The following is a 26,504-nucleotide window of genomic DNA, read 5'->3' as shown; positions in this document are numbered from 1 at the left end:
GACTGGAGAATACTGTCGGTCTGATACCGGATCCGGTCCGGCCCGTCCGGCAAGTGCAGCGCAAAGCCGAAGCCGGGATCAACCCACAGGCGCTCGATCCCGGCTTCCGTGGCCAGATGGACCCTCTCGCGGAAGAATGTGAGCTGGTGATCGAAGATATCTTCAGCCGGCGGCAGGTAATCGTCGGAACGGGCATTCTTGCCCGGCGTGTAACACAGGACGATACCGGCCTGATGCTTCGCAATCGCCTCGTAGAAGGCCGGGTCGTCAACGCGTCCCGTCAGATTGACCACTCCTGCGCCGGCCTCCAGCAGGGCGACACCCACTTCCGGATGATAGGTTTCAACGGAAACAAGAATGCCTTCGTCGGCAAGAGCCTTTACGACCGGGCGCATGCGGTCGATCTGACGCTCGGCCGCGACGATGTCCGCAGTCTCGCCGGTCGACTCCGCGCCGATGTCGACCATCGCCGCCCCCTCCAGCGTCATGCGCCGACCACGATAAAGCGCCGCTTCGAAGGTATGGCAGACCGTTTCGCGATAGGTGCTGTCCGGTGACAGGTTCAGGACGCCCATCTGATAGGTGCGGTCCTCGAACCGCCGGCCAAACTTTTCAAATTCGAAGGTTCGGATCGGCGCTTCGAGAGCGTCGCGATATTTGAGCCAGAGAGGCAGCAGGCGGTCGGCGGAAATCATGTGAGGCGGGGCTCCCGGTGTCGAACCTCTTGCCCGGAAAAGCCGGGCGGGATCAGGCAGGTTTCAGGGCAGATAGGAAAATGCGGTGAGAGGGCAAGGTCAACGGGACGGCCGGCGGCGCTTGATGCGAATGCCGACACCCGCGGCTTCCTCAAAGATGTCCGGCTTGGTGACCTTCACGCTGACGCCTTCAACCAGCTCATTCGTCAAAACGAAATCCGCAACGGCTTCAGCCCAATCCTCGACCAGGTCGATATGACCGCCGGAGGCTGCCTTCTGCAGAATGAATTCGACCGCGTCGGCATAGGAAACAAACGCACCCGTTTCGCACACGATCCGGCGATAGCCGGTAACGGTCTGCATTTCGATATCGAAGCAGACGGTTTGTGTCCGGTTTTTCTCGCTGTCCAGAATGCCGATCTGCGTCGCGACTTTCAGTCCTTCGATGAGGATGACATCGTGCCCGTCCTCTACAAGGGTATCGACATTCTTTTCCATTCAGGTCTCCGGGATCTCGGGCATGACCGGTGCCATCGCCATTGCCGTGAAGTTTCTCAGCAGATGGATGTAATCGGATACCGCGCCCGGTCAAGGTTGTTGCCCTGCCCGAATGACCTATTCAGCCGCCGCTTCGACTGTGTCCAGAATATCAACCGCCCGGGTCACACCGCGCAGCTCCGCCAGTCCCCGCAACCGGCCGATCGCCGGATACCCGGGCGTCGAGGTTCCACTGAGATCGTTCAATATACGATGCCCATGATCCGGCCGCATCGGGATCCACTTACCCGTTTGTCGTTCCATGCGCCGCAGTGCACGAATGATGGCGACCATATCGACGTCGCCCTCAAGATGCGCATCTTCGCGGAAACTGCGGGGATCCTGCTCGCGCCTGGTTGCCCTCAGATGGGCGAAATGGATCCGCTCACCCAATGCATCGACGATTTCGGGAATATTGTTGCCGGCGCTGACACCAAGCGACCCGGAGCAGACGGTAAAGCCGTTTGCCATTGACGGGTTCATGCCGGCAATTCGCTGCAGATCACCGATCGACCCGACGATTCGCGGCAAACCGAAGAGAGACCTCGGTGGGTCATCCGGGTGGATGGCCAGTACGGCACCCTCCTCCTCGGCGGCCGGCACGACGATTTCAAGGAAGTTCTGAAGGTTCCGGAAAAGCTCTTCTCGGCCGATACCGCGATAAGACGCGAGGCGGTCCCGGAATGTCTCCAGCGTGTAGCTTTCTTCCGAACCGGGCAGTCCTGCAATGATATTGGCGGTCAGTCTGTCCCGCTCCTCGATGGACATCCGGGCAAAGCGTTCTTCGGCAAGCGCAACATCGGCAGCATCATAGTCCGCCTCAGCGCCCTCCCGCTGCAGGATGAACAGATCGAAAGCGGCATAGGCCGCGAACTCGAACCGCAGGGCGGTTGCACCGTCTTCCAGTTCGTAGTCGAGATCCGTCCGGGTCCAGTCCAGCACGGGCATGAAATTGTAGCAAATCGTCCTGATGCCCTGGCGCGCGAGGGCGCGAACCGTCTCCGCCCAGTTTACCGCCCACTTTTCCCATCCGGGCGCCCCGGTCTTGATGTCCTCATGCACCGGAATGCTCTCGGTGACGACCCATTCCAGGCCGGCTGCCTCGATCATGCGGCGGCGGGACGCGATTTCCTCTTCCGGCCAGAAGGTGCCGTTGGGAATGTCATGCAGGGCGGTGACGATGCCGCGTGCACCTGTCTGGCGGATATCCCTCAGGGAGATGGGGTCCTGCGGTCCGAACCAGCGCCAGCTTTCGATCATCGCCTGAAGTCTTTCTTGTTGTTATCGCTGCAGCGTTTTGTGTTTGGGGTCTTGCGTCTGGCGCACATGATGCCCGGCGCTCAGGGCGCGGCCTGTGCCGGGGTATAAAGGTAACCGTCGAAATCAGGGTCGCCGACGTCGGAAAGCTCAAGCAGGGTCAGGCGAACGTTTTCCAGGTGCTGCCACATGGCAAGGCGCGCCTTCTCGGAGTTACGGTGGCGCAATGCCTCCAGAATTTCGGCGTGATCATCCAGCCATTTGGCCCGGTAGCTGAGATCGAAGATGCGGTCATGCAGCCGAGCCCACATGGAACTGTTTTCACGCTTGTTCCAGAGGTCTTCCACCTGGTCCACCAGAACACTGTTCTGGGTTGCTTCGGCGATCTGCCGGTGGAACTGCCGGTCGGCGGTGTAATCTTCCTCACCGTGTTCGATCGCCCTGCGCTCCAGATCAAGCGTCTCCCGCAGATGAATGATGTCGCTTTTGGTGATCGTGTTGGCGGCAAAGCCGGCAATGCTGCTTTCCAGGAGTTGGCGGGCCTGCAGCAATTCGAAGGGGCCGTAGTCTGCTTTCGGAATATGAAGCGAAATCTTCTCGCCGGCGGCCACATAGCTGCCGGACCCCTTGCGCACATCGAGATAGCCCTCGATTTCAAGAACGATGAAAGCTTCGCGCACCAGGGAGCGGCTGATACCGAGTTCGACCGAAATCTGTCGCTCGGTCGGAAACTTGTCGCCGGGCCTGTAGCCCTCCTCCTCGATACGCCTTGCGAGAAGTTCGGCAATTTCCTGGTACCGGCGCTTTGCAGCATCGCTGGTCATGAGGCCTTCCTTGCACCCTCCCCGGCAGCTGCAATCTCGCGATAATGGTCGGCCAGGATATGGAATGCTTTTTTCTTGGTTTTCTTGTCGGCGGCAATCAGCCCCTTGTGGTTATAGCCGTTCTGAAAAATATTTTGGCGCCGCTCAACACGGAAATCGTAAAGTATCCACGGCGACATGCCTTTGATATATCCAAGTTCGCGCAGAGTTGCGATCTGCCTGATGTAGACTTCGGCCATGTAATCTTCGCTGAAGAGGCCAGACTTCGGACCTTTCTCACCGATAACGCCGTCAGCACCAGTTTCCGAAATCACCACCGGACGGTCCGGGTCCGAGTTCTCCCCGATCGCGGCAAGGTCATCGAAATTCTCTTCATACCATCCGTAATATTCGTTGAGGCCGATGATATCGATATGCGCCGCGAGCCTGTCTTCGATCCGGTTCCGGGCGTGGTTCACCAGACAGGCTGCGGAAGTCAGCCGGGTCGGGTCGAGACGTTTGCAGGTTTCGGCAAGGCCTTTCATGAAGGTAAGCCGGGCATCCGTGTCAGGATTCTCGTTTCCGACTGACCAGATGACGACACTTGCCCGGTTGCGATCCCGCTTGATCAGTTCAGACAACTGGTTTTCAGCGTCGCGATAGGTTGCCGGATTGGCGAAATCGATGGCCCAGTAGACCGGGATTTCCTCCCACAGCAAAAAGCCGAGTTCATCAGCAATCTGAGCCGCCCGTTCGTGATGCGGATAATGTGCAAGACGCAGATAGTTGCAGCCCAGTTCGCGCGCATCGGCAAAGCGGCGGCGCAAATCATCCTCATTTGTCACCTTGCCGAGGAGTGCATCGTCCTCGTGGACGGAAATCCCGCGAAGGAACAGAGGCGCCCCGTTCAGCAGAATATCCGTGCCGCGGCGCTCGATCTGGCGAAAGCCGATCCGGTCGCACACACGGTCTTCGCCGCACGAAACGCTGACATCATAAAGGACGGGCGTTTCCGGGCTCCACAATTGCGGCCGGGCTGAAATGTCGAGCGTTCCCTTGCCGTCCGCATCCAGCAAAATATCTTTTTCGATGCCAAGCCCGGGAATGGAAAGGGTCACATCACCAGCCGGCACACCGTCGACGGCGACTTCGGCTCGCAGCGTGGAATATGTGCCGTCCGGCACAAGGTAAAGAAAGAAGTCCTTGATAAGGGTCTTCGGAGTTTCGAAGAATGACACTTCCCGATAGAGACCACCATAGTTGAACCAGTCTGTATTGCGCATCGGCACCCGGTCGCGTGTCCGGGTGTTGTTGACGCAGGCCATGATCCAGTTGCGGCCGGTCTTCAGTTTGCCCGTCAGCTCGACGCAGAAAGGTGTCGAGGCACCGTAGTGGTTACCAAGGAACTCGCCGTTCAGGAAGATCTTGCAGTCGTAGCTCGCGGCACCGAACCTCAGAAACTGGCGCTTGGAACTGTCCACCGTCTCCATGTCGAGAGCCCGCGTGTACCAGGCGCTGCCTTCGAAGAAGTACCACTTCTCCTTAATCGTCGCCCAGTTGGACGGAACCGGAACCGTTTCCCCCATGTAGGGATCATAGTCCCAGGGTTCAGTGCGGTTTTCCGGCGCCTCCGGCAGCATGGCAAACCATTTCTGCCGGAGGCCGGTGTCGAGCAGATCGACACAGAAAGTCCAGTCGCCATCAAGGCTTTCCGATGCCCGCCCACCCATGAAGATCAGGCCGTCATGACACAAGGACTGCGTGTTGAAGGGCACGTCATAGTCTTCGTCATGCAGCGCCTGCAAGGCGTTGTCGGCGAGATGGGAGCGTTCGAGCATCGGTCAGGTCTCCGGCGGGACTTTCAGGTGTTTTCAGATGTTATTGCGCAGCTGCCTTGATGCGCTTGATCAGGTCGGCAACGACCGGAGACTTGGCCGCTGCTTCCTCATGCATCGGCAGGACCGCTTCGATGAACGGGCCCTTTTCCACTTCGACGAATTCCACGCCGAGTTCGCTCTTCGCAGTCTCGACCGCTTCCGCACTCATGGCGTCCCACTGCTCGCGGTGGAAATCCATGGATTCACGTGCGGCCGTGCGCATGGCTTCCTTCTGCTCGTCGGTCAGATCGTTCCAGGAGCTGGTGGAAATCATCACGACGGACGGGATCATGGTGTGGCCGTCGTCGGAATAGAACTTGGAAACCTCGCCGTGACGGGCGGACGTAAGCGCGATCGGGTTGTTTTCAGCGCCATCGACAACACCCTGCTGCAGGGCGCTGTAAAGCTCGCCCCAGGCAATCGGGGTCGGGTTGGCACCGAGCAGCTCAACCATGCGAATGGCGGACGGGCTCGGCTGAACGCGGATCTTCATGCCTTTCAGGTCGGCCGGGGAATGGATCGCCTTGTTGGCGTAGAAGGAACGTGCGCCCTCGATGTAATAGGCAAGGCCGATGAAGCCCTTGTCTTCGGACGAGGCAAGAATGTCCGCGCCGATGTCATTGGTCAGAACATCGTAGTAGTGGTCGGCACTGACGAAGATGTAGGGCAGGTTGAGCGCACCGTAGGATTCCTCGAAGGCCTCCAGCTCGGATGCGTTGGAACGGGCCATGTCCAGGGAACCGTTCTGCATCAGCTCCATGGATTCACGCTGGGTGCCAAGCTGAGCATTGGCATAGATGCGGATTTTCAGATCGCCGTCTGTCAGCTCTTCAACGCGCTCGGCCATGAACTGCATCGACTTGTGCAGCGGATGGTCTTCCGGGTTGTTGTGGTTGAGGCGCAGCGTCTTGGCGCTGGCGGCAGAACCCAGAGCGACGACGCCCGCGGCAAGAACAGCCGCCAGCTTAACGAATTTCGACATGATTTCCTCCCAATTGCAGCCTTGGCCGCAGGACTTGCGTTCCGTGCCGGAACGGATCGGTTGGCCGCGGGACTTGCAAGGCCAGACCGCCGCGGATGAGGAATTGTTCGTCCAATTTTCAAAATCAGTCAACCTTTTTTGGAAAATTGGTTGACCAATTTAATTTCCTGACGCATGTCTTAAAGTGTCGGAGCCCACGCCGCGCCTGTTGCCGCGGCAAGAACGAGGCCTGCGCGGGAGGAATATCGTGACAGTCATCACCAGAGGCGTGGACATGGTCCTGCGTCTCGTCATCACCATCGCCTTCGCCGTCCTGGTTGCCTGTGTCGTCTGGCAGGTCGTCTCGCGCTACGTGCTGCAAAGCCCGAGCACGGTGACAGATGAAATGGCCCGTTTCCTGTTCATCTGGGTTGCTCTGCTTGGCGGGGCTTACACCTTCGGCCAGCGACGACACCTTGCCATCGACCTGCTGCCCGTCATCACCACCGGCATCCTGCGCCTTCTTGTCAATGTCGGCATCATTGCCGCCATCGCACTCTTTGCAGGGGTCGTGATGGTCTACGGCGGGCTCGACCTGGTCAGCCGGACGCTGGAAACCCAACAGGTATCCCCGGCGCTGCGCCTCCCCATGGGCCTCGTCTATATCGCGATCCCGTTCTCCGGGCTCTGCATTCTCTACTACTGCCTGACATTTCTGGCCGACCTCTTTCGCACTGGCCGCGGCCCGAACGAGCAGGAAGGCACCGCCAGCGTCGGCGGCCCTCTGGACTGAAACCTGACCGGGAACGAGTAACTTCATGGATATCCAATCTGTCCTCGTCCTGTTCGGGACATTCGCCTTTCTGATGATCCTGGGCGTACCGATCGCCTTCGCCATCGGTCTTGCAGCTTTCGCCACTTTCCTGCTGTTCATGTCGTTCGACCAGTCGGTCTATATCGTCGCGCAGCAGGTCGCCTCCGGTCTCGACAGCTTCACCCTGCTGGCCATTCCGTTCTTCATTCTGGCGGGCAACATCATGAACCGGGGCGGCATCGCCATGCGCCTGATCGAGTTCGCCAAGGTTCTGGCCGGCCGCCTGCCCGGCGCGCTTGCCCACTGCAACGTCATCGCCAACATGATGTTCGGCTCCATCTCGGGCTCCGCCGTTGCCTCGGCCGCCGCTGTCGGCGGCGTGATGTCTCCGCTTCAGAAGAAGGAAGGCTACGATCCGGCGTTCAGCGCGGCGGTCAACATCGCCTCCTGCCCGACAGGCCTTTTGATCCCGCCGAGCGCAACCTTCATCGTCTATTCGCTGATTACCAACGGCACCTCCATCGCGGCCCTGTTCGTTGCCGGATACATTCCGGGCATCCTGATGGGGCTCAGCTTGATGGTTGTCGCCGGCATCATTGCCAAGCGCAGGGGATATCCGGTTGCCGAACGGCCCAGTGGCCAGGAAGTTATCGCCAAGACGCTGGACGCCATGCTGCCGCTTGGCCTGATCGTGATCGTCATGGGCGGCATCATCGGCGGCATCTTCACCGCAACCGAAGCTTCAGCCGTTGCTGTTGTCTATACGCTCTTCCTGGGCGTGATCTGGTACAGGGAAATCTCGCCGCGCGAACTTCCAGGCATCATCCTGGAAAGCGCGGTGACAACGTCCATCGTGCTGCTGATGATCGGCTGTTCCATCGCCATGTCGAAAGCGATGGCCTTTGCGGATATCCCCTATTCGATCTCCGATACGCTGCTGAGCCTTTCTGAAAATCCGCTCGTCCTGCTGCTGATCATCAACCTGGCGCTGCTTGTGGTCGGCACCTTCATGGACATGACGCCCGCATTGCTGATCTTCACCCCCATCTTCCTGCCGGTGGTGGAAGATCTCGGCATGGACCCGGTGCATTTCGGCGTCGTCATGACCTTCAACCTGTGTATCGGCATCTGTACACCGCCAGTGGGGTCGGCACTCTTTGTCGGCTGCTCGGTCGGCGGGGTGAAGATCGGCCAGGTACTCAGACCCATGCTCGGCTTCTACGCGGTTCTGGTCGCTCTCCTGCTGCTGGTCACTTACGTACCTGCCCTCAGCCTGTTCCTGCCGCGCGTTCTCCTCGGCTACTAGGATCTGTCATGAAAGTCCTCAAAAACTGGCGTTACCTGGGCCGCTCCAGCGCCGGGATCGCACTTGAAGTCGAGAACCGGCACCGCCTGGTGGTCAAGGTTCTCGAAAATGCGCTCATCCGCGTTGTTCTGCTGAAGGACGGGACCTATCGTCTGGATCGGACCTGGGCCATCGCACCGGAAGGCGACGTGCCGTTCGACGGCCGTACGCGGGACGACCTCGCAGGCTTCTCCTGCCCCGACTTCGTGCTGGAAGAGCAGGAAGGCAGGCTTGTCCTGGAAACGGAAAACCTGCGCCTGACCATCAATACCCCGCTTGCCTTGGTCTGGGAAAGCCGGCCCGCTGCCGGCGAACCCTGGCAGGAGATCGCCCGCGACCGGCCCCAGGACGCCTACATGATCGGGCGCCGCGACCATCGCAATCATCATTTCATGCGGCGAAACCCGGATGAGCGTTACTACGGTCTCGGCGAAAAGGCCGGTGGCCTGGAGCGCACCGGCAGGCGCTTCGAGATGCGCAATCTCGATGCCATGGGATACGACGCGCAAACCACCGACCCGCTCTACAAGCACATTCCCTTCACCATCACCGACAAGGGCCGGCTCGGCGCAGTCGGGCTCTACTACGACACGCTGGCTCCCTGCTGGTTCGACCTCGGCAACGAGAAAGACAATTACCACCTGCCTTTCCGCGCCTTCCGCGCTGCCGATGGTGACCTTGACTATTACTTCAGCTGGGCACCGAGCGTTCTGGATATCGTCAAGCAGCATCACGGGCTGACAGGCGGCACCGCCTTCATGCCGCGGTGGGGGCTTGGGTACTCCGGCTCGACCATGGCCTATACCGATTCCGAAAATGCACAGGAACGGCTGATGGAGTTCCTTGGCAAGCTGTCGGAAGAAGACATGCCATGCGACAGTTTCCAGATGTCCTCGGGCTATACCGCCATCAAGGGCAAGCGCTACGTGTTCCATTGGAACACCGACCGCTTCCCCGATGTCGAGACCATGACCCGCGCCTATGCCGAGGCCGGCATCAACCTCATCGCCAATATCAAGCCGGTGCTTCTGGACGACCACCCGCTGTTCAAGGAAGCAGCCGAGGCCGGGCTCTTCATTCGCGACAGTGAAACCGGCACACCCGAGCAGTCACCTTTCTGGGACGGCTATGGTTCACACCTTGACTTCACCAACGGGGACACTGTCCGCTGGTGGCAACAAAACCTGAAGGACAAGCTCTTTTCCAGGGGCATTCCCTGCACCTGGAATGACAATAACGAATATGAGGTGTGGGACGACGAAGCCGTCTGCGCCGGCTTCGGCAAGCCGATCCCGGTCAATCTGATCCGTCCGCTGCACAGCCAGCTGATGACACGGGCCTCGTTTGAGGCCCAGGTTGCCCACCAGCCGAAAAAGCGGCCCTACCTGATTTCCCGCTGCGCCTGCCCCGGCACGCAGCGCTATGCCCAGACCTGGACAGGCGACAATTTCACCAGCTGGGACACGCTGCGCTGGAACATTCCGATGGGCCTCGGCCTCAGTCTCTCCGGCTTCTACAACATCGGCCACGATGTCGGCGGCTTTGCCGGCCCCCGGCCGGAGCCGGAGCTGTTCCTGCGCTGGGTACAGAACGGCATTTTCCATCCGCGTTTCACGATCCATTCCTGGAACGACGACGGCACCGCCAACGAAGCCTGGATGTATCCGGAAATAACGCCGCTCGTACGCAACGCGCTGAAGTTCCGGGCGCAGCTGATCCCTTATCTTTACGGCCTGCTGCACCGTGCCGTGACCGAAGGCGAGCCGATGCTGCGGCCTCTGTTCCTGGATTACCCGAACGACCCTGCCTGCCGGGAGGCTGAATTCGACTTCCTGCTGGGCCGGGATCTTCTGGTCGCGACAGTGGTCGAGGAAGGCGCAACGTCGCGGCGGGTCACGCTGCCTGCCAACGAAGAAGGCTGGTGGGCCTTTGACGGCAGCAGCAGGCATGAAGGCGGCCAGGTGGTCGACGTGCCGGTGGCTCTTGACACCATTCCGCTGTTCGTTCGAGGCGGTACGGTGCTGCCGATGGCAGCCGAAAACCTGAGGTCGACACCGTCTTCCGACACCTTGCGCACGTGGCGCATCTATCCCCAGCCGGAAGGAACACCGGACAGGCACTCGCAATTTTATGACGATGACGGTGACACGGTGGACGCACTGGCAGGCGAGAGCTGTTTGACCCGGCTTTGCCTTTCCCTAACAGGGGAAACAGTCCATCTGGATTGGCAAAGATCCGGCAACTGGCAACCCGCCTTCGACAAGGTCACCCTTTGGCTCGCTGGTGCCGGCACGTTGACCGTCAACGGAACTGAGCGGAAAACGGGCGATACCATTGACTTCACGGTGAGCCAATCATGACCGGTATCAGTCACTTGGTTGAAACGGTCGACTACGACCGGACAAAGCTGCGCATCCGACTGCTGCACATCGGCTTTGGCGCCTTTTCCAAGGCGCATGTTCTGGTGTTTCACGACGAGATGCTGCGCGGAACAAAAAGCGACTGGGGTGTCGCGGTTGCCCGGCTCAACTCCGGTGCCGACGACCTGACGCGCCTTGACGAGGCTGACGGGATCTACACCGTCGGCGAAATGTCGGGCGATGACCTCTCTCTGCGCCAGGTCGGCGTCATATGCGCGACCGTCCACCCCAAGCGCGACGGCATCGATGCCCTGCCGGACCGGATCGCCGATCCGGACCTTGCCGTGATCACGCTGACGATCACCGAGAAGGGCTATTGCCTGAAGGACGGCAGGCTGGACGAAGACAACGCCGGCATCCGGCAGGACCTCGCAACGCCCGAAGCCCCTTCCACCGCCGTCGGCGTGCTGGTGGAAGGTCTCAGGCGGCGGCAGGCAGCCGGTCTCGCCGGTTTGACGATCCTTTCCTGTGACAATCTTCCCGCCAACGGCGCGCTGTGCCGCCGTGCGGTTCTGGACTTCGCGGCACTTCTGAGCCCTGCCCAGGCGGCCTGGATCGAGGACACTTGCACCTTTCCCTGTTCCATGGTGGATCGCATCACCCCGGCCATGACGGACAGTTCGTTCGAGACCCTGGAGAACGCTCTTGGCCGCAAGGACCGGAACGGCATCCTGTGCGAAACGTTCCGCCAGTGGGTGATCGAGGACCGGTTTGCCGGCCCGCGTCCGGACTGGCATCTGGCCGGCGCCGAATTCGTGGACGATGTCGCCCCGTTCGAAGACATGAAACTTCGGATGCTGAACGGCAGCCATTCGTTTCTCGCCTATCTTGGGGCGCTGGCAGACAAGGAAACGATTGCCGACTGCATGGCCGATCCCGTTTTCCGGCAAGCTGCCCTGGATCTCATGCTGAGCGAACAGGCCCCGACGCTGACTGTCCCGGACGGTGTCGACATCAAAGCCTATGCCGAGGCCCTGATCGCGCGGTTCGAAAACACCGCCCTTCACCACAAGACCACCCAGATCGCCTCCGACGGCAGCCAGAAACTGCCGCAACGGCTACTGGCGCCGATCCTGCAACACCTGAAGGACGGCAGTTCCTGGAAACTCTCCGCACTCGCCGTTGCCGCATGGATGCTCTATTGCCGCGGTGTTTCAAGAACGGGCGCCTCGCTGCCGTTGAACGACCCCCTGTCCGCAAGGATTGGCACCATTGTGCAGGAAACGGACGGCAACGCGTATGTCGACAGGATGCTGTCGCTCTCGGAGGTTTTCGGCGACGACCTGCCAGGATCAGCGGCCTTTGGCAGCACAATCAAATCCGCTTACCAACGGCTGCAAACCTCGGATATAGCCTCAGTTCTGAAGGCCTAGAGACCTACAGAAGAGCCAGGTGGGGTCTGCTGGAAACCGCCACTAGTCCCTGACGAGCCGCAGGGTCCGGGGCTGCTCGGCAGGTTTCAGTCCGGACAGTTCCTTGCAGCGCTCGGCAGCGGCTTCAACCGTGCGGCGGGCGAGATCCTGAATGCCGTTCTCGTCAGCCATGAACTCCAGCATGCCTGCTTCGGTCGTGCCGCCTTTGGACGTCACGGCGACGCGGAACCCGGTCGCATCCGCGTCTGGCTGCGCAAGCATGCGCCCGGCGCCGGCCACTGTGCGCACGGCCAACTCATGAGCAAGGTCCTCCGGCAGACCAAGGCGTGCCCCTGCCGCGGCAAAGGCCTCGGCCATGGCAAACACATAGGCAGGCCCCGCACCGGACAAGGCAGTAACCACCGGCAGCAGGCCTTCGTCCGGCAATTCAACAACCGAGCCGAAGGCGGCAATCAGCTTGAGGGCTTCCACCTTCTGGCTGGCAGTCAGCGCCTCGTTGGCAACAAAGGTCGAGACAGCAGAGCCGACCGTTGCCGGCAGGTTGGGCATCGCGCGAATGATTGGCGTTCCATCCGGGAATTGCTTTTCCAGCACCGAAATCGGTTTACTGGCCGCAATCGACAGGATCACCGTTTCGCCACCACCGAAGGAGCCGAGCGGCGCCAGAACCTTCTCCACGATCTGCGGACGAGTGGCGATGACAATCGCGGCCGGAGACGCCGGGAAAGGCTCGTTGATGTTGACGCCCGCCTGGCTTTGCAGCCAGCCGGATGGTCGGGGATCGCGCACGTAGATGGAACCGGCAGGCATTCCCTTTGCCAGCCAGGCTTCCACCAGAGCCTTGCCCATGAAACCGCAACCAATGAGGCAAACGCCTCTTTTCGCCAATTTGTCCATAATCATGCGTTCGCAAATATTCAGGTCTTGGCGCTACTAAAATGCTTTCCTGCACCACTCACAAGTCTTAACCGGCCGATACTGGTAATTTTTCCTTTCCTCCAAAATTCGCTTTAGAGGAATGGAGTTGAGGAATTCAGTTTACTTGACGTTTTTCCTTATAGACGAATGACGTAAGGAAGCTTGCCAGTAGAGCCATATCGATATTTATGACAAGTCCCGCTAGGGAAACACCCCAACAAGACCAGTCATTCTCTACGTCACCTCAGCCCGACAATCACGCACCCCAGGTATCGCTAAGCTTGTAGCCGCCAGGCCAGGGGTCGCTTGGGTCGAGCATGTGTTGGTGAATGCCGGTGACCCAGCCACGCCCGGAAATTTCCGGAATAATCCCGGCCCGGTCGCCCGCCATCTGTTGTGAAACGATCCGGCCGGTGAAGGTGGACCCGATGATGGAAACGGCTTCGAAGGTGTCGCCGACGTTCATTTGCCCCTTCGCCGCCATCAGCGCCATCCGGGCAGAAACGGCCGTACCCGTGGGGGAGCGGTCGACCTTGCCCGGCTGGATGGCAACAGCGGACCGACCGGAGAGGCCCGTCGGCGTCTTCGACAGCGGGCCGCAGAAGGCGCAGAAGGAGATGTGGTTCCAGTCGGCATTTTCCGGATGGGAAAAGCCGAGCTGTTCGTTGGCTGCATTGGTGATCCGGACACCCAGGCGGGCAATGTCTTTGGCCTCGTCTTCGACGATCCCGAACCCGAGCGCCTCGGCGTCGACGACCACGAAACTGTCGCCGCCATAGGCGGTGTCGACCGTCAGCGTGCCGATGCCTTCCACTTCCAGCGGCACTGACAGTTTGTCGGCAAAGCTGGTGACGTTCTGGACGAAGATGCGCTCCGCCTTGCCATTTCGGCATTCGGCCTTCACCCGCACCAGTCCGCCGGGTGCTTCCAGAACCATCTCCGTGACCGGTTCGACCATCGGAACAATACCGCCGTCAAGCAGCACCGTGGAGACGCAGATGGAGTTGGATCCTGACATCGGCGGCGTGTCTTCCGGCTCCATGATGATGAAGGCGGCATCCGCCTCCGGATGTTTGGGCGGGACAAGCAGGTTCACATGACGGAACACACCTCCGCGCGGTTCGTTCAACACGAAATTGCGCAGCGTCTGGTCCTTCGCAATGAAGCTTCTCTGTTCCCAGAGCGTTTCGCCCGGCGGAGGGGCGACGCCGCCGACGATCACGTCGCCGACCTCGCCTTCCGCGTGGCAGGAAATCACATGGATGGTCTTGCTGCTGCGCATGTCTCTGCCCTTGAGGTCAGCCGGTTCAGGAATAGCGAGCGACAGGTTCGCCCAAAGCATCGAAGATCGGCGTGACACCGAGGCCCGGCAGCTCGGAAGCCGTCATGCGGCCATTGACACGCTTGGGTGCGCCTTCCGCGATATCGACCGTGCCGTAGCTGTTGAAGTCCGTAGCCGAGAAAGTGAAATCCGATGGAGTCGAGCGCGCCAGATGGGCGATCGCCGCCGTAACGATGTCCCCACCCCAGGTGTCTTCGATCGTCATCGGAATACCGTGGGCAATGCAGAGATCACGCATCAGCTTGGCCTTGGTCAGGCCACCGACCTTCGAGATCTTCAGGTTGATGCAATCCATCGCGTCTTCGGAAATGCCGCGCACCAGCGTGTTCGGCCCGTCGATCACCTCGTCCAGAACGAAGGGCAGCGCCGTCCGGCGGCGAATGGAGACGCTTTCCTCATATGTGAGGCAGGGTTGCTCGATATAGACATCAAGCGAGGACACTGCCCCGACGACGCGCGCGGCTTCATGCCGGGTCCAGCCGGTGTTGGCGTCGGCCACTAGCAGATCCGATTTCTTCAAAACTTCGCGGGTGGCGTGGATGCGGTCGATATCGTCATTGGCATCGCCGCCGACCTTCAACTGGAACTTGGTATAGCCTTCGGCCGCATACCCCTCGATCTTCTTTGCCATGATCTCCGGCGCTTCCTGGCTGATCGCCCGGTAAAGCACCACGTCGTCCTGGGCTGCACCGCCAAGCAACGTATAAAGCGGCTGGCCCGTCGCCTTGCCCAGCAGGTCCCAGCAGGCGATGTCGATCGGCGCCTTGGCATAGGGATGACCGCGCAGCGCAGCATCCATCACCCGGTTGATTTCACCGATATTGAGCGGATCCTTCCCGATCAGGTGGGGTGCCAGTTCCTGAAGTCCTGACCGCACCCCAAGGGCATAACTCGGCAGATAGGCAGACCCGAGCGGGCAGCATTCGGCGTAGCCCTTGAGGCCTTCGTCGGTCTCGATCTCGACAACGGTGCTGTCGAAGACTTCCACGAAATTGCCGTTGGACCAGCTGTAGCGCCCTTCTTTCAGGGGAAGGTCGACCTGAAAGACGTTGATGGCCGTAATTTTCATGAAGTTCCTCCTCCAAAAGAGTTTAGAAGCGCCGCGCGGAAAAGGCGGCCATATCGACGGGGTTTTGTGTATCGGATACGAGATTGGCGACCAGTTCCGCCGTCCCTGCGGACTGCGTCAGGCCGAGGTGACCATGCCCGAAGGCATAGACGACCCGGTGGTCACCGGGTGAGCGGTCGATGACGGGCAGGCTGTCGGGCATGGAGGGCCGGAAGCCCATCCATTTCTTGCCGCCGTCCGTTTTCAGGGCAGGCAGGAACCGCCTGGCCTTGTCCAGCAGGATGTCGGCGCGCTTGAAATTCGGCGGAAGCGTCAGCCCGCCCAATTCGACGGCCCCACCGACACGGACGCCGCCATTGATCTTGGTAACGACGAAGCCGTGACCGGAAAAGGTCAGGTGGGTTTTCAGGTCAAAGGAACCTTCCGGCAACGTCGTATTGTAGCCGCGTTCGGTCTCAAGAGGGATGCGGTCGCCGATCGTCTTTGCAAGGCGGTGCGACCAGGCACCTGCGGCCACGACGACCTGTTTCGCCATCCCGGCCTTATCGGAAGCTTCGATCTGAACACTGTCTTCACTCGGCTTCAGACCTGATACGTCAGCGCTTTCGATCCGTCCGCCCCGCTGCAGGAAGACAGACGTCAGATGCGCCAGCCAGCGGGCGGGATCACAAGTGTTGGTCCAGTCCGGCGTGAAGGCGGCATGAGTGAAGCGACGGTCAAGACCCGGCTGAATGGCGGCGATAGCCTCCGGGCTCTCAAGCAATTCGAAGCGGATGTCATGTTGCTTGCGCAGCTCCCAGCCGGGCAGGCTGGCGCGGAATTCCGCTTCACCTTCATAAAGCTGCAGCTGCCCTTCGGCCTGGATCAGGGAGGCTGCTCCGGTGTCCGAAACCTGCCGGGCAAGGGCGTCCTGCGCCAGCTTCATCAAGGCGGCCTGTGCCGACATCGACGCCTGGTAGCGATCCGGCCAGCTTGCCCGCCAGAACCGCAGCATCCAAGGTGCGATCTTGAGGGCATAGGCGGGTGGAACGGAGAGAGGACCAAGCGGATCGAGCAACCATTTCGGTGCCTTGCGCATGATGCCGGGCGTTGCCAGCGGGACGATATCGGTAAAGGCGAAAGCTCCGGCGTTCATCTCCGATGCACGCGCTGTTTCTGCCTGCCGATCTAGCACAAGCACCTGCCGCCCCGTTGCCTGCAGGGCAAGCGCGGAACTGATGCCGATGATGCCGGCGCCGATCACGATGATATCCTGGACGGTCTCGTCCGCCATTTTCAAAGTCTTTCAAAAAGGCCTGCGAGGCAGGGCGAAGTGCCCCGCAGGCAGTTTGCTGCCCGTTGGCCACACTTTAGGGGAGCGTGTAGGCAGTCTTGACCGAAGTGTAGAATTCTGCTGCGTAACGGCCTTGCTCGCGCGAGCCGAAGCTGGATCCTTTGGTGCCGCCAAAAGGCACGTGATAATCGACACCTGCCGTCGGCAGATTGACCATCACCATGCCGGCTTCGGCATTGGCCTTGAAGTGGCTGGCGTGCTTCAGTGACGTGGTACAGATACCAGCGCTCAACCCGAATTCCGTATCGTTGGCGACGGCCAGCGCTTCCTCGTAATCCTTCACGCGAATAACGGATGCGACCGGGCCGAAGACCTCTTCGGTGTTGATCCGCATGGCGTTGTCGGTTTCGCTCACCAGGGCCGGCGCCATGTAGAAACCTTCCGTGTCGCGGTTGAGCCGTTCCCCGCCCTGAACCTTGCCGCCTTCCTTTGCCGCGATATCGACATAGGAAAGGTTCTGCTGCAGTTGCCGCTCATCGACCACCGGCCCCATCTGCACGCCATCTTCCAGGGCGTTGCCGACCTTCAGCGCCTGCATGCGCTCGGCAAGGGCTTCGACGAACCGGTCGTGAATGCCCTCGGTCACGACCAGCCGCGAGCTTGCCGTGCAGCGCTGGCCGGTCGAGAAGAAGGCACCGTTGAGCGAAGCTTCGACGGCGATGGCAAGGTCGGCATCGTCCAGAACCACCATCGGGTTCTTGCCGCCCATTTCCAGCTGCACCTTCTTCAGGTGCTGACCACAGGCCGCCGCGATTCCCCGCCCAGTCGGCACCGAGCCGGTAAAGGAAATCGCCTTCACCTTCGCACTTTCCACCAGGCGCGGACCAATCTGCGAGCCACGTCCCATCACGAGGTTGACCACGCCTTCCGGCAAGCCGGACCGGGACAGGATCTCGATGAGCGCATGTGCGCAACCCGGCACCAGCTCAGCCGGTTTCAAGATGACTGCGTTGCCGTAGCAAAGTGCCGGAGCAATCTTCCAGGCAGGGATTGCAATCGGGAAGTTCCAAGGTGTGATCAGCCCGACAACCCCGATCGGAAACCGGGTGACGTCAACTTCGATACCGGGCCTGACGGATGCCAGTCTGTCGCCAGCGAGGCGCAATGCTTCGCCGGCAAAGAATTTGAAGATCTGCCCGGCACGCGCCACCTCGCCAATACCTTCCGGCAGTGTCTTGCCTTCCTCACGCGAAAGCAGACGGCCTAATTCGGCCTTGCGAGCCAGAAGTTCTGTCCCGACGAAATCCAGCACATCAAAACGCTGCTGCGGCGTCGACGCCGCCCAGCCAGGTGCTGCCTGATGCGCTGCATCGATGGCCTGGTCCAGCTGATCGACACCGGCCTTCGCCGCGTAGCCGAGGATATCGCTGATATCGGACGGGTTGACGTTGGGCGTGCTGTCGGTTGTTTCGAGCCACTGCCCGCCGACTAAATTCCTGTAATCCATGACTTGGCTTATCCGGGGCTTAAAGGCGTATCCCTGCGCGGTAGGGGTCCGCCGGATTGAAAATCAGGTTGGCATCGGACGTGACGAAGGCCTGTCCGGTGATGGTCGGAATAACGCCGCCGCCCGGGCCGGGCTGGTAGCTGATCTTGTAGGTGCTGCCGATGACGCTTTCCTGCAGATAGTCCTCACCCGGTGCCAGCGCACCATCGGCGGCAAGGCAGGCCAGCTTGGCCGAACAGCCTGTTCCACAAGGCGAGCGGTCATACGCACCACCCGGGCACAGCACGAAGTTGCGGCTTTGCGCGGACGGGTCTTCGGCCGGCCCGAACAGCTCGATATGGTCGATCCAGGCACCGTCCTTACCGGTAACACCGGCCTTTTCCAGCGCATCGCGGATCTTCAGCGTGAGGTCGGTCAGCGGGCGGATATTGGCACCCGTCAGGGCAACCGGGCTGTTCTTGACCAGGAAGAACCAGTTGCCGCCCCAGGCGACATCACCGGTGACCGGACCAATGCCTTCGACCTCAAGCGTGACATCCTTCGCCAGTCGGTAGCTCTCGATGTTGACCACCGACACCGTGTTGGCGTCGATCAGATCGATCTCGACAACGCCCACCGGCGTTTCGAACTTGTGCCGCCCCGGCCCGATCCGGCCGAGGTGCGCCAGGGTGACACCAAGGCCGATGGTGGCGTGGCCGCACATGCCAAGGTTCTGCAGGTTGTTGAAGTAGATCACCCCGGCAACACAATCCGGATTGGACGGCGGCACCAGCAGCGCACCGATAATGGCATCGTGACCGCGCGGTTCCAGAACGACGGAAGCGCAGAAATCGAGATGCTCGGCTTCCAGCCGGGCGGCGCGTTCCGCCAGTGTCCCCGATCCGAGATTGGGGCCACCATCGAGCACGACGCGGGTCGGTTCACCCGCGGTATGGCTGTCGATTACGCGCATTCGGCGATCACGCCGCCTTGCGTGCTCCAGTCGGCGTACCAGGTCTTGAACAGCTTGTACTGCGCTTCGACATAGTTGCGCTGCGCATCGTTGAGGGCATCGGTCTCGTTGAAGTGCAGCGTGTATTCGGTGTCGCCGTTCAACACCATCAGGTGCTTGTAGTAGAGCACCAGGTCCGGGCCTTCATCGAAACTGGACAGAACAGCCAGCGCCTCTTCCAGTTCCTTTGCCCGCAGGCGCGCTTCCGCATGGCCTTCTGCGGCCTTCTTGCAAAGCGCCACCAGATGCAGGACTTCCTTGGGAATGGCATTGCCGATACCTGTGATCGCACCGGTCGCACCACAGTTGATGAAGCCGTGATAGACGGCGGTGTCGACACCGACCATCAGCGTCACCTGGTCGTCCTGCGAAGTGATGTTTTCAGCCGCATAGCGCAAGTCCGCAAGGCCGCCGAATTCCTTGAAGCCGATCAGGTTCGGGAATTCCCGGCGCAGGTCGAAGAACAGGTCGGCGCGGGTGGCGAAACCGTAATAGGGGCTGTTGTAGATTACTGCTGGCAGGTTCGGAGCCGCTTTCAGGATATCGCTGAAATGGTTGCGCTGCGCCGACACGGAAATGCCGCGAGACAGAACGCGCGGGATGACCATGAGACCATGCGCGCCAACCATTGCCGCATGGGCGGCATGGGCAACGGCGGATTTGGTGTTGACCGCCCCGGTTCCAACGACCACCGGTACACCCGCCTTCACCAGACGCTCGACGCCTTCCATGCGCTGCTCGTCCGTCAGGAGAGGCCAGTCGCCCATGGAGCCACAATAGACGACGGCGGACATGCCGGCTTCGATCAGTTCCTTGCCCTTCTTCACGAGGGCATCGAAATCGGGCGAACGGTCGGCCTTGCACGGGGTCATCAGGGCAGGCATGCAGCCGGAAAAGATATTGGACGTCATCATTCACTCCTGGATGGGTCGGGCCTGCCGGTTGGCTCCCACGTGCAAAGCACGGGCCTTGAGGCCTGACGGTAAGGTCTAGTTGCGCCGGGTCAGCGCACGTTAGCAAGAAATTTTCGGGTGTTCTCGGATTCAGGCTGACCGAAGATCTGGGCCGGCGGGCCGATCTCCTCCATTACGCCCTTGTGGAAGAAGGCGACCCGGTCGGAGACGTCCCGGGCAAAGCCCATTTCGTGGGTGACGCAGATCATCGTCATGCCTTCCTCGGCCAGCAGGCGCATCGTATCCAGCACTTCGCCGACCAGCTCCGGATCCAGCGCGGATGTCGCCTCGTCGAAGAGCATGTAGGTCGGTTCCATGGCCAGTGCCCGCGCAATCGCGAGACGCTGCTGCTGCCCGCCCGACAGATTGTTCGGATACACTTTCAGCTTGTCCGCAAGGCCGACATGACGAAGCTGCTTTTCCGCAATCGCCTCGGCTTCCGCTTTCGATTTGCCTTTCACGATCCTCGGCGCCAGCGCAACATTTTCCAACGCGGTCAGATGCGGAAAGCTGTTCCATTGCTGGAACACCATGCCGAGCTTCTGGCGCAGCTTGTTGATGTCCGTCGCCTTGGCGTGAACGTTGGTGCCGTCGACCACCACCGATCCCTTCTGGATCGGCTCCAGGCCGTTGATGCAATAAAGCAGTGTCGACTTGCCCGACCCGGACGCGCCGATGACGGAAAGCACTTCGCCCTTTTCGACATCAAGGTCGATGCCCTTGAGCACCTGAAGAGCGCCGAAATATTTCTCAAGGCCGCGTATCTCGATCATTGGGCCCACCTTTTTTCCAGTTTTGCGGCATAGCGCGAGATCGGGAAGGACAGCGCGAAGTAGAACGCGCCGGCGAGGGAGAGGATCAGGAAGGGTTCCTGTGTCCGCGTGATCAGGATCTGGCTGGCCTTGAGCAGCTCGACATAGCCGAGCACGGACACCAGCGCGGAATCCTTCATGACGCCGAGTGCAACACCGACCCAGGCCGGAAACACGGCCCGCCCGCCGATGGGCAACACCACGTAGCGCATGTCCTGCCAGTAGCTGAGCCCCAGCGAACGCGCCGCCCGGCGCATCGGCTTGCCAACAGCCTCGATGCCGCCGCGGGCAACGTTGGCTACCAGAGAAGCGGTGTAGGCGGTCAGGATCACCACGCCCGACGCAAACGGATCGAAATCCAGACCGACGATGGGCGCAAAATTGTAGAACAGCACAAGCTGGATAATCAGCGGCACGGAGCGGAACACATCCAGCACCGGCCCCAGCAGCAGCGTCGCCGCCAGCCGGCCCTCGTAAAGCATCCAGCCGAACAGACCGCCGAGCACGGTCCCGATGGTAATCGACACAGCCGAGATCCAGAGGGTCCGGAGTGCAGCTTCACCGAGGAACCAGAAATCGTGAATGTTGAAGCCTGAAAAGAAGCTGATGGATTCTTTCATGTCAGCCCCCTCAGTACCGGAACAGACGCATGGCAAGGAGCCGGGACGCCGCCAGGATGAATTTGACGATCACGTAGTAGATGACGGCCGTGACTGCGAAATATTCGAAGATGCGGAAGGTGCGGCTGGCGAAAAACTGGGTCTCGCCTGACAGTTCGCGGAACCCGACCAGCATGCCGAGTGAAGACATCAACACCGCCCAGACCATCTGGTTGGTGACCGGGTGATAGACGATGCGAAAAACCTGAGGGATGACGATGCGGGTATAAGCCTGCCAGGAGGTCATTCCCAACGACCGTGCCGCCCGCAGCTGCGTCTCGGGCACTGCCTGAAAGCCGCCGCGAAAATTCTCCGCCAGATAGCCGGCACAGTTGAAGCTGAGCCCGGCAAGCACGATGAAAAACGGCGTCAGGTGAATACCGAAGGCGCCGAGCCCGAAGCCGAAGAAGAACAGCTGGAACAGCGCAGGCGTATTGCGCGCCAGTTCCACCCACGTTGTCGCAAGCCAGTAGAGCGGCCCCTTCAGCTTCAGCCGGATCAGCGCCAGCGCAAGACCGACCACGATGCCGATCACCATCGACAGGGTCGCGACTTCAAGCGTCAGCAACCCGGCCTCCAGCAGATCGGGCAGGCTTTTCAGCACTGGCCGCCAATGGAAATTATAGTCGAACATTTGTTACGAATTGCTCCGGCTATCCCGCCTTATCGGGGCAAGGCATACGCATTCGTGAGATCCCGTCAGACAAGAGCACTGCCGAGGTTGGTATTCCGGGTGTCACCCCGGAAAGCGCGGCGCAGATCCGGGGTCTACTCTTGGTGAAACTTGCTGAAGCCGCGGATCTCTTCGCCGAGGATCAGCACACGCTTCAAACTTTCCGGGGGTGAGTGAGCCCCGGGTCTCCCTTCGGTCGCCCGGGGTGGCACTGTATTTGTCGCAAGTTGCAGGTGACCCCGCGCTCCTCCGAGGAGGATAGGATCACCCGTCAAGGCTTCACCCTCAGTACATCACGCCCGGGATACGCAGTTCCGGAGCTTCCCCACCGACATATTTGCCCCACAGCTCGGCATAGCGGCCGGAGCGGACCTGGTGGGTGACGAAGAGGTTGAGGAAGTTCAGCCAGGTCACGTCTTCGCGCTTGGCGACAACGGAAGTGTAATCCGTGGTCCAAGGCATGCGCGGGCCGGGCTCCAGCGTTTCATACTGGTCGGTAACCGGCTTGACGGCGGTGTTGGTGGTCAGGCCGATATCGGCCTTGCCCTGGGCAACAGCAAGAAACACTTCGTTTTCGGACTGATAGCCCTGGTAGAGATGCTCTTCGCCCCATTCGGCCGCTATCTTGAGCCACTCCTGCTCCGGCACGGTGCCGATGGCAGCAGCGACACGCTTGCCGCGGATATCTTCAAATGCGCTGATCCCGCTTTCCGTATTGACGACACCCTGCGCGTAATAGATCGCGTAGGGAATGGTGAAACCGACGGTACGGGCACGGGCGAGACTGTCGGAAGTTGCGCCGAACACCACATCCGCGCGGCCGGTCACGATCACCGGCAGGCGCTCGGCCCAGGTTACCGGATAGATGATCGGCTCGACTTCAAGCGCTGCGGCGAGGTCATTGCAATATTCAACGTCGAAACCGGCCGGCTCGTTGTTCTCGTCCCGATAGCCGATCGGCGGAAAGTCCAGCACGACGCCGCATTTCAGCTGACCGCGATCGACAACATCGTCCAGCATGTCGGCTTTGACCGGCAGCGCGGCGGCAAGCGAAAGGGCTGCGGCAGCCACAAATTTCCTGATCATGAGTTCCCCTCTTCCTTCTGAAGCATTCTGGCCCCGGCGCTTGCACGCTCCGGGTTTTTTCTTGCCCGGCCGGCGGATTTCCCGCTCGATCCGGACCAGGTCTTTGCCCGACAGCCTCCCGAGCTGTCGGGTATTCCGGCTCATCCGCCGGACGGCAGATGCCCGTCCCGTCGGTCTTCGCTCTTCGTGCGCCGGGCCTTCCGACCCACGGCGCACCGCCCCAGGACCTCGCAGCACCAGCTGTTCCATCAACTGCTGCCTGCTGCGTTCCCTTGGGCCCGAGATTGATAAACCAGATTGGATCCAATATTCAATATAAAATATTCGAAATCATTTTCGCTTCACCAATCAAGGGCGATCCCGTAAAAGATGGCTTCAGGGAGAATTGGTCCTATGAAACTGAAAACGATGGATATTTCCGCGACTGCTTCGGCATCGTCGATTGTGTTCGACGCGCTGCGGAAAGCCATTATCGAGGGCCAGCTTGAAGAAGGCGAACCTCTCCGCCAGGATGAAATCGCCCGCCTGTTCAACACCAGCCGCATTCCTGTACGCGAAGCGATCTCACGCCTGGAGGAACAGGGCCTCGTCAAGACCCAGCGCTACAAGGGGGCTGTCGTCGCCGGTCTGTCACCCAGGGAAACGGCGGAAATCTTTGACCTGCGTGCGCTGGTCGAACCGGAAATCATTCGCAATGCCGTTCCGCTGATGTCGAAGGAACTGCTGGCAGACGCACGGGAAAAATGCGCGGCGTTCTCCTCGGCCACCGATCCGATGGCCTATGGCGACCTCAACCGCGATTTTCACGAAACGCTCTACAGCGCCAGCGATCTGAAGTTCTTTCAGGAGATTGCCGACAACGCCATCGACCGGGTGGAACGACAGATCCGGGCCCAGCTGGTCATGTCCAACGGCATGGAACGGGCGGGACGCGAACATTTCGCCATTCTGGAAGCCTGCGAAAAAGGCGACGCGGACCTCGCCTCCAACCTCACCCGGGAACATATCCACGGGGCCAAGGCTTCACTCTTGAAGCATCTGCCGGAGGCCTGAAGCCGCCCGGCTCTTCCTTAAACGCGATTGATCGACTGAACGGTGCCGGCTTCGTCAATGACGCAAACCGCCTGCCCGCCATCGAAGGTCAGGTTGACCTGATAGGCGTTTTCGCCCGAAGGCATGGAGCTGACGGGCAGAACATTGCCGCCGGTAACCTGCAGCTCTTCGGCGGCCTTCGAGGCACAAAGCAGTTGCAGGTCGGTTGGTGCGGTTTCGCCTGACGAGCGCACGGCACCGGCGGTCGGTGTCTGGTTGGAGCTGGTGTTGCAACCCGCGACGACGGAAAGACAAAGCCCGGCGGCCAGTCCCGCAACAAGCCTGTTCGATACCCTGATATTCATTTCAAGTTTCTCCCACCCTTCACCGACAGGTCTCAGACGCCCTTGTAAAGGGCAGCCCCCTGCATCAGCACAATCACCTTCGCGCCAACTTCCACGCGGCTGTAGAGATCCGCGACATCCTCGTTGTTCAGGCGAATACAGCCCGATGAGATATTGAGACCGATCGTCCAGGGCTGGTTGGTGCCATGGATGCGGTAGATGGAATCCTTGTTGCCGATATAAAGATACATCGCACGGGCGCCGAGCGGATTGTCGGGCCCGCCTGGCATGCCGCCCGCCCACTGGGCGGATTCAGGATCACGGGCAATCATTTCCGGTGGCGGTGTCCAGGTCGGCCATTCCTGCATGCGGCCGATCTTGACGATGCCGGCCCAGCCGAAGCCGTCGCGGCCCACGCCAATCCCGTATCGGATCGCCTGAAAGTTGGGCTGAACCAGGTAAAGGAAGTGCCTGTCTCCATCGATGATGATGGTACCGGGCTTTTCAGCCGTGCGGAACGGAACCACCTGCCGCCGGAATTCTTCAGGCGACTGGCCATGCCGGTTATAGAATTTCGCCGCCGCGCGCGGGGTATAGTCCACCCATTTGCGTGTCGTCGGATCGTAGATCTGCGTCTGGAAGGATTGTGCCAGCGCCACGCCGGCAAAGGCCAGCACCGCAATGGCCGGCACCCAGTTCAAGACAGTGCGAAATGCGCTCGGCAGCCTGATCATTTGGTCCACTCCCCGATCCTGTCCGCATTCGCGGCAATCCAGTCCCTTGCAACATCTTCTGCCGGTTTGCCCTCGACAACGACGGCATAGCTCATCCCGGTCACATCGGCCGGTGTCAGTTCCATGGCTGACAGGAACGAGGCCACTTCGGGCATGCCGCTTTCAAGGGAAGTCGCAAACGCAATCTTGAAACTGGACGCGTCCCAGGCGGTGTCGGCGTGTGACTTTTCCAGCCAGTCGTTGTCCTGAGCGCGGGTGACGATTGTCCAGCGTGCCGGGTCGTACGCTGGCTCTTCCAGCTTCACGATGTCATGAAGTTCAAAAACATGGTGCGGTCCGTAGCAATAGAAGACCACGGGCTTGCCGAAGGATACGGCCGCATCAACGGCGGCCATGGCGACATCTTCCGGCATTTCCAGCAGCGTCATTGTCTGGTCGTAGCCATAGGAATGCGCCCTGATCTTTTCGATCTCCGTTGACGACCAGCTCGGGGCGCCAATCCAGATCTCGCCCTTGCCATCGCCGTCACTGTCGAATTGCGCGGCCATCTCAGGCTTCACGAGGTCGGCGACCGCCTTGATGCCGGTTTGTTCAACCGTTGCGCGTGTCGCGCAGATATTCTGCGTCGCGGCGACGCTCTTGGGGCTGAGCGACAGGACATGCTTTTCCTCGCTCAACCGCCCTGCCATTGCAGACAGGTTGGGGAACCAGACTTCCGGATGGACCTGGACCTCACCCCGGCCGATATCGGAGAGAATTGTCAGGGTGCCTCGATCACGCAGTTCCGTCTCTACACCGAGGCGCTCTTTGAGAATGTCATCGATGATGTAGGCGGTGACCTGAGCCGAGGGCCAGGCGGGCACGCCGATCACAACGGCATCGGCCCTGGCAGACGTGACGGCAGCGACCGCCATGATCGAGGACATGAGAACAGAACGCCACACAGCCAGCACTCCCTACACACCTTGGCCCCTACCTTAAACACTGCGACAAATATGACGCAACGGCAAATAGCAGAAACGATTATTT

General features: G+C 60.4%; 25 protein-coding genes (1 of these 25 running past the window's edge). 5 read left to right on the top strand and 20 right to left on the bottom strand.

From position 1 onward, the window contains the following. From ACP90_RS03890 to ACP90_RS03865, 6 genes are all read right to left on the bottom strand, one after another. Nucleotides 1–695, bottom strand: partial view of a dihydropteroate synthase gene (locus ACP90_RS03890; RefSeq protein ID WP_023000157.1) — the 5' portion only. Its footprint begins 190 nt before the window's first position; only the first 695 of its 885 coding nucleotides appear in the window; the start codon lies at nucleotides 693–695; the stop codon falls past the left edge of the window. 99 nt (nucleotides 696–794) lie between these two features. Then, complete coding sequence (locus ACP90_RS03885) at nucleotides 795–1,193, bottom strand: dihydroneopterin aldolase (RefSeq protein ID WP_062486879.1); 399 nt, start codon at nucleotides 1,191–1,193, stop codon at nucleotides 795–797. Between the two features lie 117 nt (nucleotides 1,194–1,310). Then, nucleotides 1,311–2,492 carry a mannonate dehydratase gene (gene uxuA, locus ACP90_RS03880; protein WP_062486877.1) on the bottom strand — a complete coding sequence of 394 codons (1,182 nt, stop codon included), beginning with the start codon at nucleotides 2,490–2,492 and terminating at the stop codon, nucleotides 1,311–1,313. 80 nt (nucleotides 2,493–2,572) lie between these two features. Then, a complete protein-coding gene (locus ACP90_RS03875; protein WP_062486875.1) occupies nucleotides 2,573–3,313 on the bottom strand; it encodes an FCD domain-containing protein in 741 nt (246 codons plus the stop codon). Continuing rightward, nucleotides 3,310–5,130 (bottom strand): glycoside hydrolase family 2, encoded by a 1,821-nt coding sequence (locus ACP90_RS03870; protein ID WP_062486873.1) that lies wholly within the window; start codon nucleotides 5,128–5,130, stop codon nucleotides 3,310–3,312. The genes ACP90_RS03875 and ACP90_RS03870 overlap by 4 nt, the downstream gene beginning before the upstream one ends. A 40-nt stretch (nucleotides 5,131–5,170) precedes the next feature. Continuing rightward, nucleotides 5,171–6,151 carry a TRAP transporter substrate-binding protein gene (locus ACP90_RS03865; protein WP_031269012.1) on the bottom strand — a complete coding sequence of 327 codons (981 nt, stop codon included), beginning with the start codon at nucleotides 6,149–6,151 and terminating at the stop codon, nucleotides 5,171–5,173. A gap of 247 nt (nucleotides 6,152–6,398) precedes the next feature. On the opposite strand from ACP90_RS03865, the gene ACP90_RS03860 reads away from it, so the two are divergent. The 4 genes from ACP90_RS03860 to ACP90_RS03845 are packed head-to-tail and all read left to right on the top strand — an operon-like array spanning nucleotide 6,399 to nucleotide 12,082. Next, entirely contained in the window at nucleotides 6,399–6,923 is a 525-nt protein-coding gene (locus ACP90_RS03860; RefSeq protein WP_088665207.1) for a TRAP transporter small permease, read from the top strand. Nucleotides 6,924–6,948: 25 nt separating this feature from the next. Continuing rightward, complete coding sequence (locus ACP90_RS03855; RefSeq protein WP_023000150.1) at nucleotides 6,949–8,250, top strand: TRAP transporter large permease; 1,302 nt, start codon at nucleotides 6,949–6,951, stop codon at nucleotides 8,248–8,250. A gap of 8 nt (nucleotides 8,251–8,258) precedes the next feature. Next, on the top strand, nucleotides 8,259–10,649 hold the full coding sequence (locus ACP90_RS03850) for a TIM-barrel domain-containing protein (protein ID WP_062486871.1): 2,391 nt from the start codon (nucleotides 8,259–8,261) through the stop codon (nucleotides 10,647–10,649). Further along, nucleotides 10,646–12,082 (top strand): mannitol dehydrogenase family protein, encoded by a 1,437-nt coding sequence (locus ACP90_RS03845; protein ID WP_062486869.1) that lies wholly within the window; start codon nucleotides 10,646–10,648, stop codon nucleotides 12,080–12,082. The genes ACP90_RS03850 and ACP90_RS03845 overlap by 4 nt, the downstream gene beginning before the upstream one ends. Before the next feature lie 42 nt (nucleotides 12,083–12,124). On the opposite strand, the gene ACP90_RS03840 is transcribed toward ACP90_RS03845, so the two are convergent. From ACP90_RS03840 to ACP90_RS03790, 11 genes are all read right to left on the bottom strand, one after another. Beyond that, nucleotides 12,125–12,979, bottom strand: a complete 855-nt coding sequence (locus tag ACP90_RS03840; protein ID WP_228148129.1) for a pyrroline-5-carboxylate reductase — start codon at nucleotides 12,977–12,979, stop codon at nucleotides 12,125–12,127. Nucleotides 12,980–13,256: 277 nt separating this feature from the next. Then, entirely contained in the window at nucleotides 13,257–14,282 is a 1,026-nt protein-coding gene (locus ACP90_RS03835; protein ID WP_062491330.1) for a proline racemase family protein, read from the bottom strand. A 25-nt stretch (nucleotides 14,283–14,307) separates the two neighbouring features. Next, on the bottom strand, nucleotides 14,308–15,411 hold the full coding sequence (locus tag ACP90_RS03830) for a cis-3-hydroxy-L-proline dehydratase (RefSeq protein WP_062486865.1): 1,104 nt from the start codon (nucleotides 15,409–15,411) through the stop codon (nucleotides 14,308–14,310). Nucleotides 15,412–15,433: 22 nt separating this feature from the next. Further along, on the bottom strand, nucleotides 15,434–16,684 hold the full coding sequence (locus ACP90_RS03825; RefSeq protein ID WP_062486863.1) for an FAD-binding oxidoreductase: 1,251 nt from the start codon (nucleotides 16,682–16,684) through the stop codon (nucleotides 15,434–15,436). Between the two features lie 76 nt (nucleotides 16,685–16,760). Next, entirely contained in the window at nucleotides 16,761–18,191 is a 1,431-nt protein-coding gene (locus tag ACP90_RS03820) for an aldehyde dehydrogenase family protein (protein ID WP_062486861.1), read from the bottom strand. A gap of 19 nt (nucleotides 18,192–18,210) precedes the next feature. Then, nucleotides 18,211–19,143, bottom strand: a complete 933-nt coding sequence (locus ACP90_RS03815; protein WP_062486859.1) for a proline racemase family protein — start codon at nucleotides 19,141–19,143, stop codon at nucleotides 18,211–18,213. Next, on the bottom strand, nucleotides 19,134–20,093 hold the full coding sequence (locus ACP90_RS03810; protein ID WP_062491327.1) for a dihydrodipicolinate synthase family protein: 960 nt from the start codon (nucleotides 20,091–20,093) through the stop codon (nucleotides 19,134–19,136). Before ACP90_RS03810 ends, ACP90_RS03815 begins: the two co-directional genes overlap by 10 nt. A gap of 92 nt (nucleotides 20,094–20,185) precedes the next feature. Next, nucleotides 20,186–20,908, bottom strand: a complete 723-nt coding sequence (locus ACP90_RS03805) for an amino acid ABC transporter ATP-binding protein (protein ID WP_062486857.1) — start codon at nucleotides 20,906–20,908, stop codon at nucleotides 20,186–20,188. Further along, nucleotides 20,905–21,567, bottom strand: coding sequence for an amino acid ABC transporter permease (locus ACP90_RS03800; RefSeq protein WP_023000138.1), 663 nt, complete (start codon nucleotides 21,565–21,567; stop codon nucleotides 20,905–20,907). Before ACP90_RS03800 ends, ACP90_RS03805 begins: the two co-directional genes overlap by 4 nt. Before the next feature lie 10 nt (nucleotides 21,568–21,577). Next, complete coding sequence (locus ACP90_RS03795; RefSeq protein ID WP_055661559.1) at nucleotides 21,578–22,240, bottom strand: amino acid ABC transporter permease; 663 nt, start codon at nucleotides 22,238–22,240, stop codon at nucleotides 21,578–21,580. 324 nt (nucleotides 22,241–22,564) lie between these two features. Beyond that, nucleotides 22,565–23,365: a transporter substrate-binding domain-containing protein gene (locus ACP90_RS03790; RefSeq protein ID WP_062491325.1), complete on the bottom strand. Its 801-nt coding sequence runs from the start codon at nucleotides 23,363–23,365 to the stop codon at nucleotides 22,565–22,567. 393 nt (nucleotides 23,366–23,758) lie between these two features. On the opposite strand from ACP90_RS03790, the gene ACP90_RS03785 reads away from it, so the two are divergent. After that, nucleotides 23,759–24,418 carry a GntR family transcriptional regulator gene (locus ACP90_RS03785; protein WP_055661557.1) on the top strand — a complete coding sequence of 220 codons (660 nt, stop codon included), beginning with the start codon at nucleotides 23,759–23,761 and terminating at the stop codon, nucleotides 24,416–24,418. Between the two features lie 17 nt (nucleotides 24,419–24,435). Here ACP90_RS03785 and ACP90_RS03780 read toward each other — a convergent pair whose 3' ends face one another. From ACP90_RS03780 to ACP90_RS03770, 3 genes are read right to left on the bottom strand one after another with little or no spacing between them, the layout of a single operon-like run. Then, nucleotides 24,436–24,762 (bottom strand): hypothetical protein, encoded by a 327-nt coding sequence (locus tag ACP90_RS03780; protein ID WP_062486855.1) that lies wholly within the window; start codon nucleotides 24,760–24,762, stop codon nucleotides 24,436–24,438. Between the two features lie 32 nt (nucleotides 24,763–24,794). Beyond that, nucleotides 24,795–25,475 carry a L,D-transpeptidase gene (locus ACP90_RS03775; RefSeq protein ID WP_023000133.1) on the bottom strand — a complete coding sequence of 227 codons (681 nt, stop codon included), beginning with the start codon at nucleotides 25,473–25,475 and terminating at the stop codon, nucleotides 24,795–24,797. Continuing rightward, the gene (locus ACP90_RS03770) at nucleotides 25,472–26,419 is read right to left on the bottom strand and encodes a glycine betaine ABC transporter substrate-binding protein (RefSeq protein WP_228932626.1); all 948 of its coding nucleotides are present in this window, start codon (nucleotides 26,417–26,419) and stop codon (nucleotides 25,472–25,474) included. The genes ACP90_RS03775 and ACP90_RS03770 overlap by 4 nt, the downstream gene beginning before the upstream one ends. Nucleotides 26,420–26,504: the final 85 nt, after the last annotated feature.

It is taken from the genome of Labrenzia sp. CP4 (assembly GCF_001579905.1).
Classification (GTDB): Bacteria; Pseudomonadota; Alphaproteobacteria; order Rhizobiales; family Stappiaceae; genus Roseibium; species Roseibium algicola.
The sequence above is the reverse complement of the archived record's forward strand: the minus strand, read 5'-3'. Positions and strand labels throughout refer to the sequence as shown.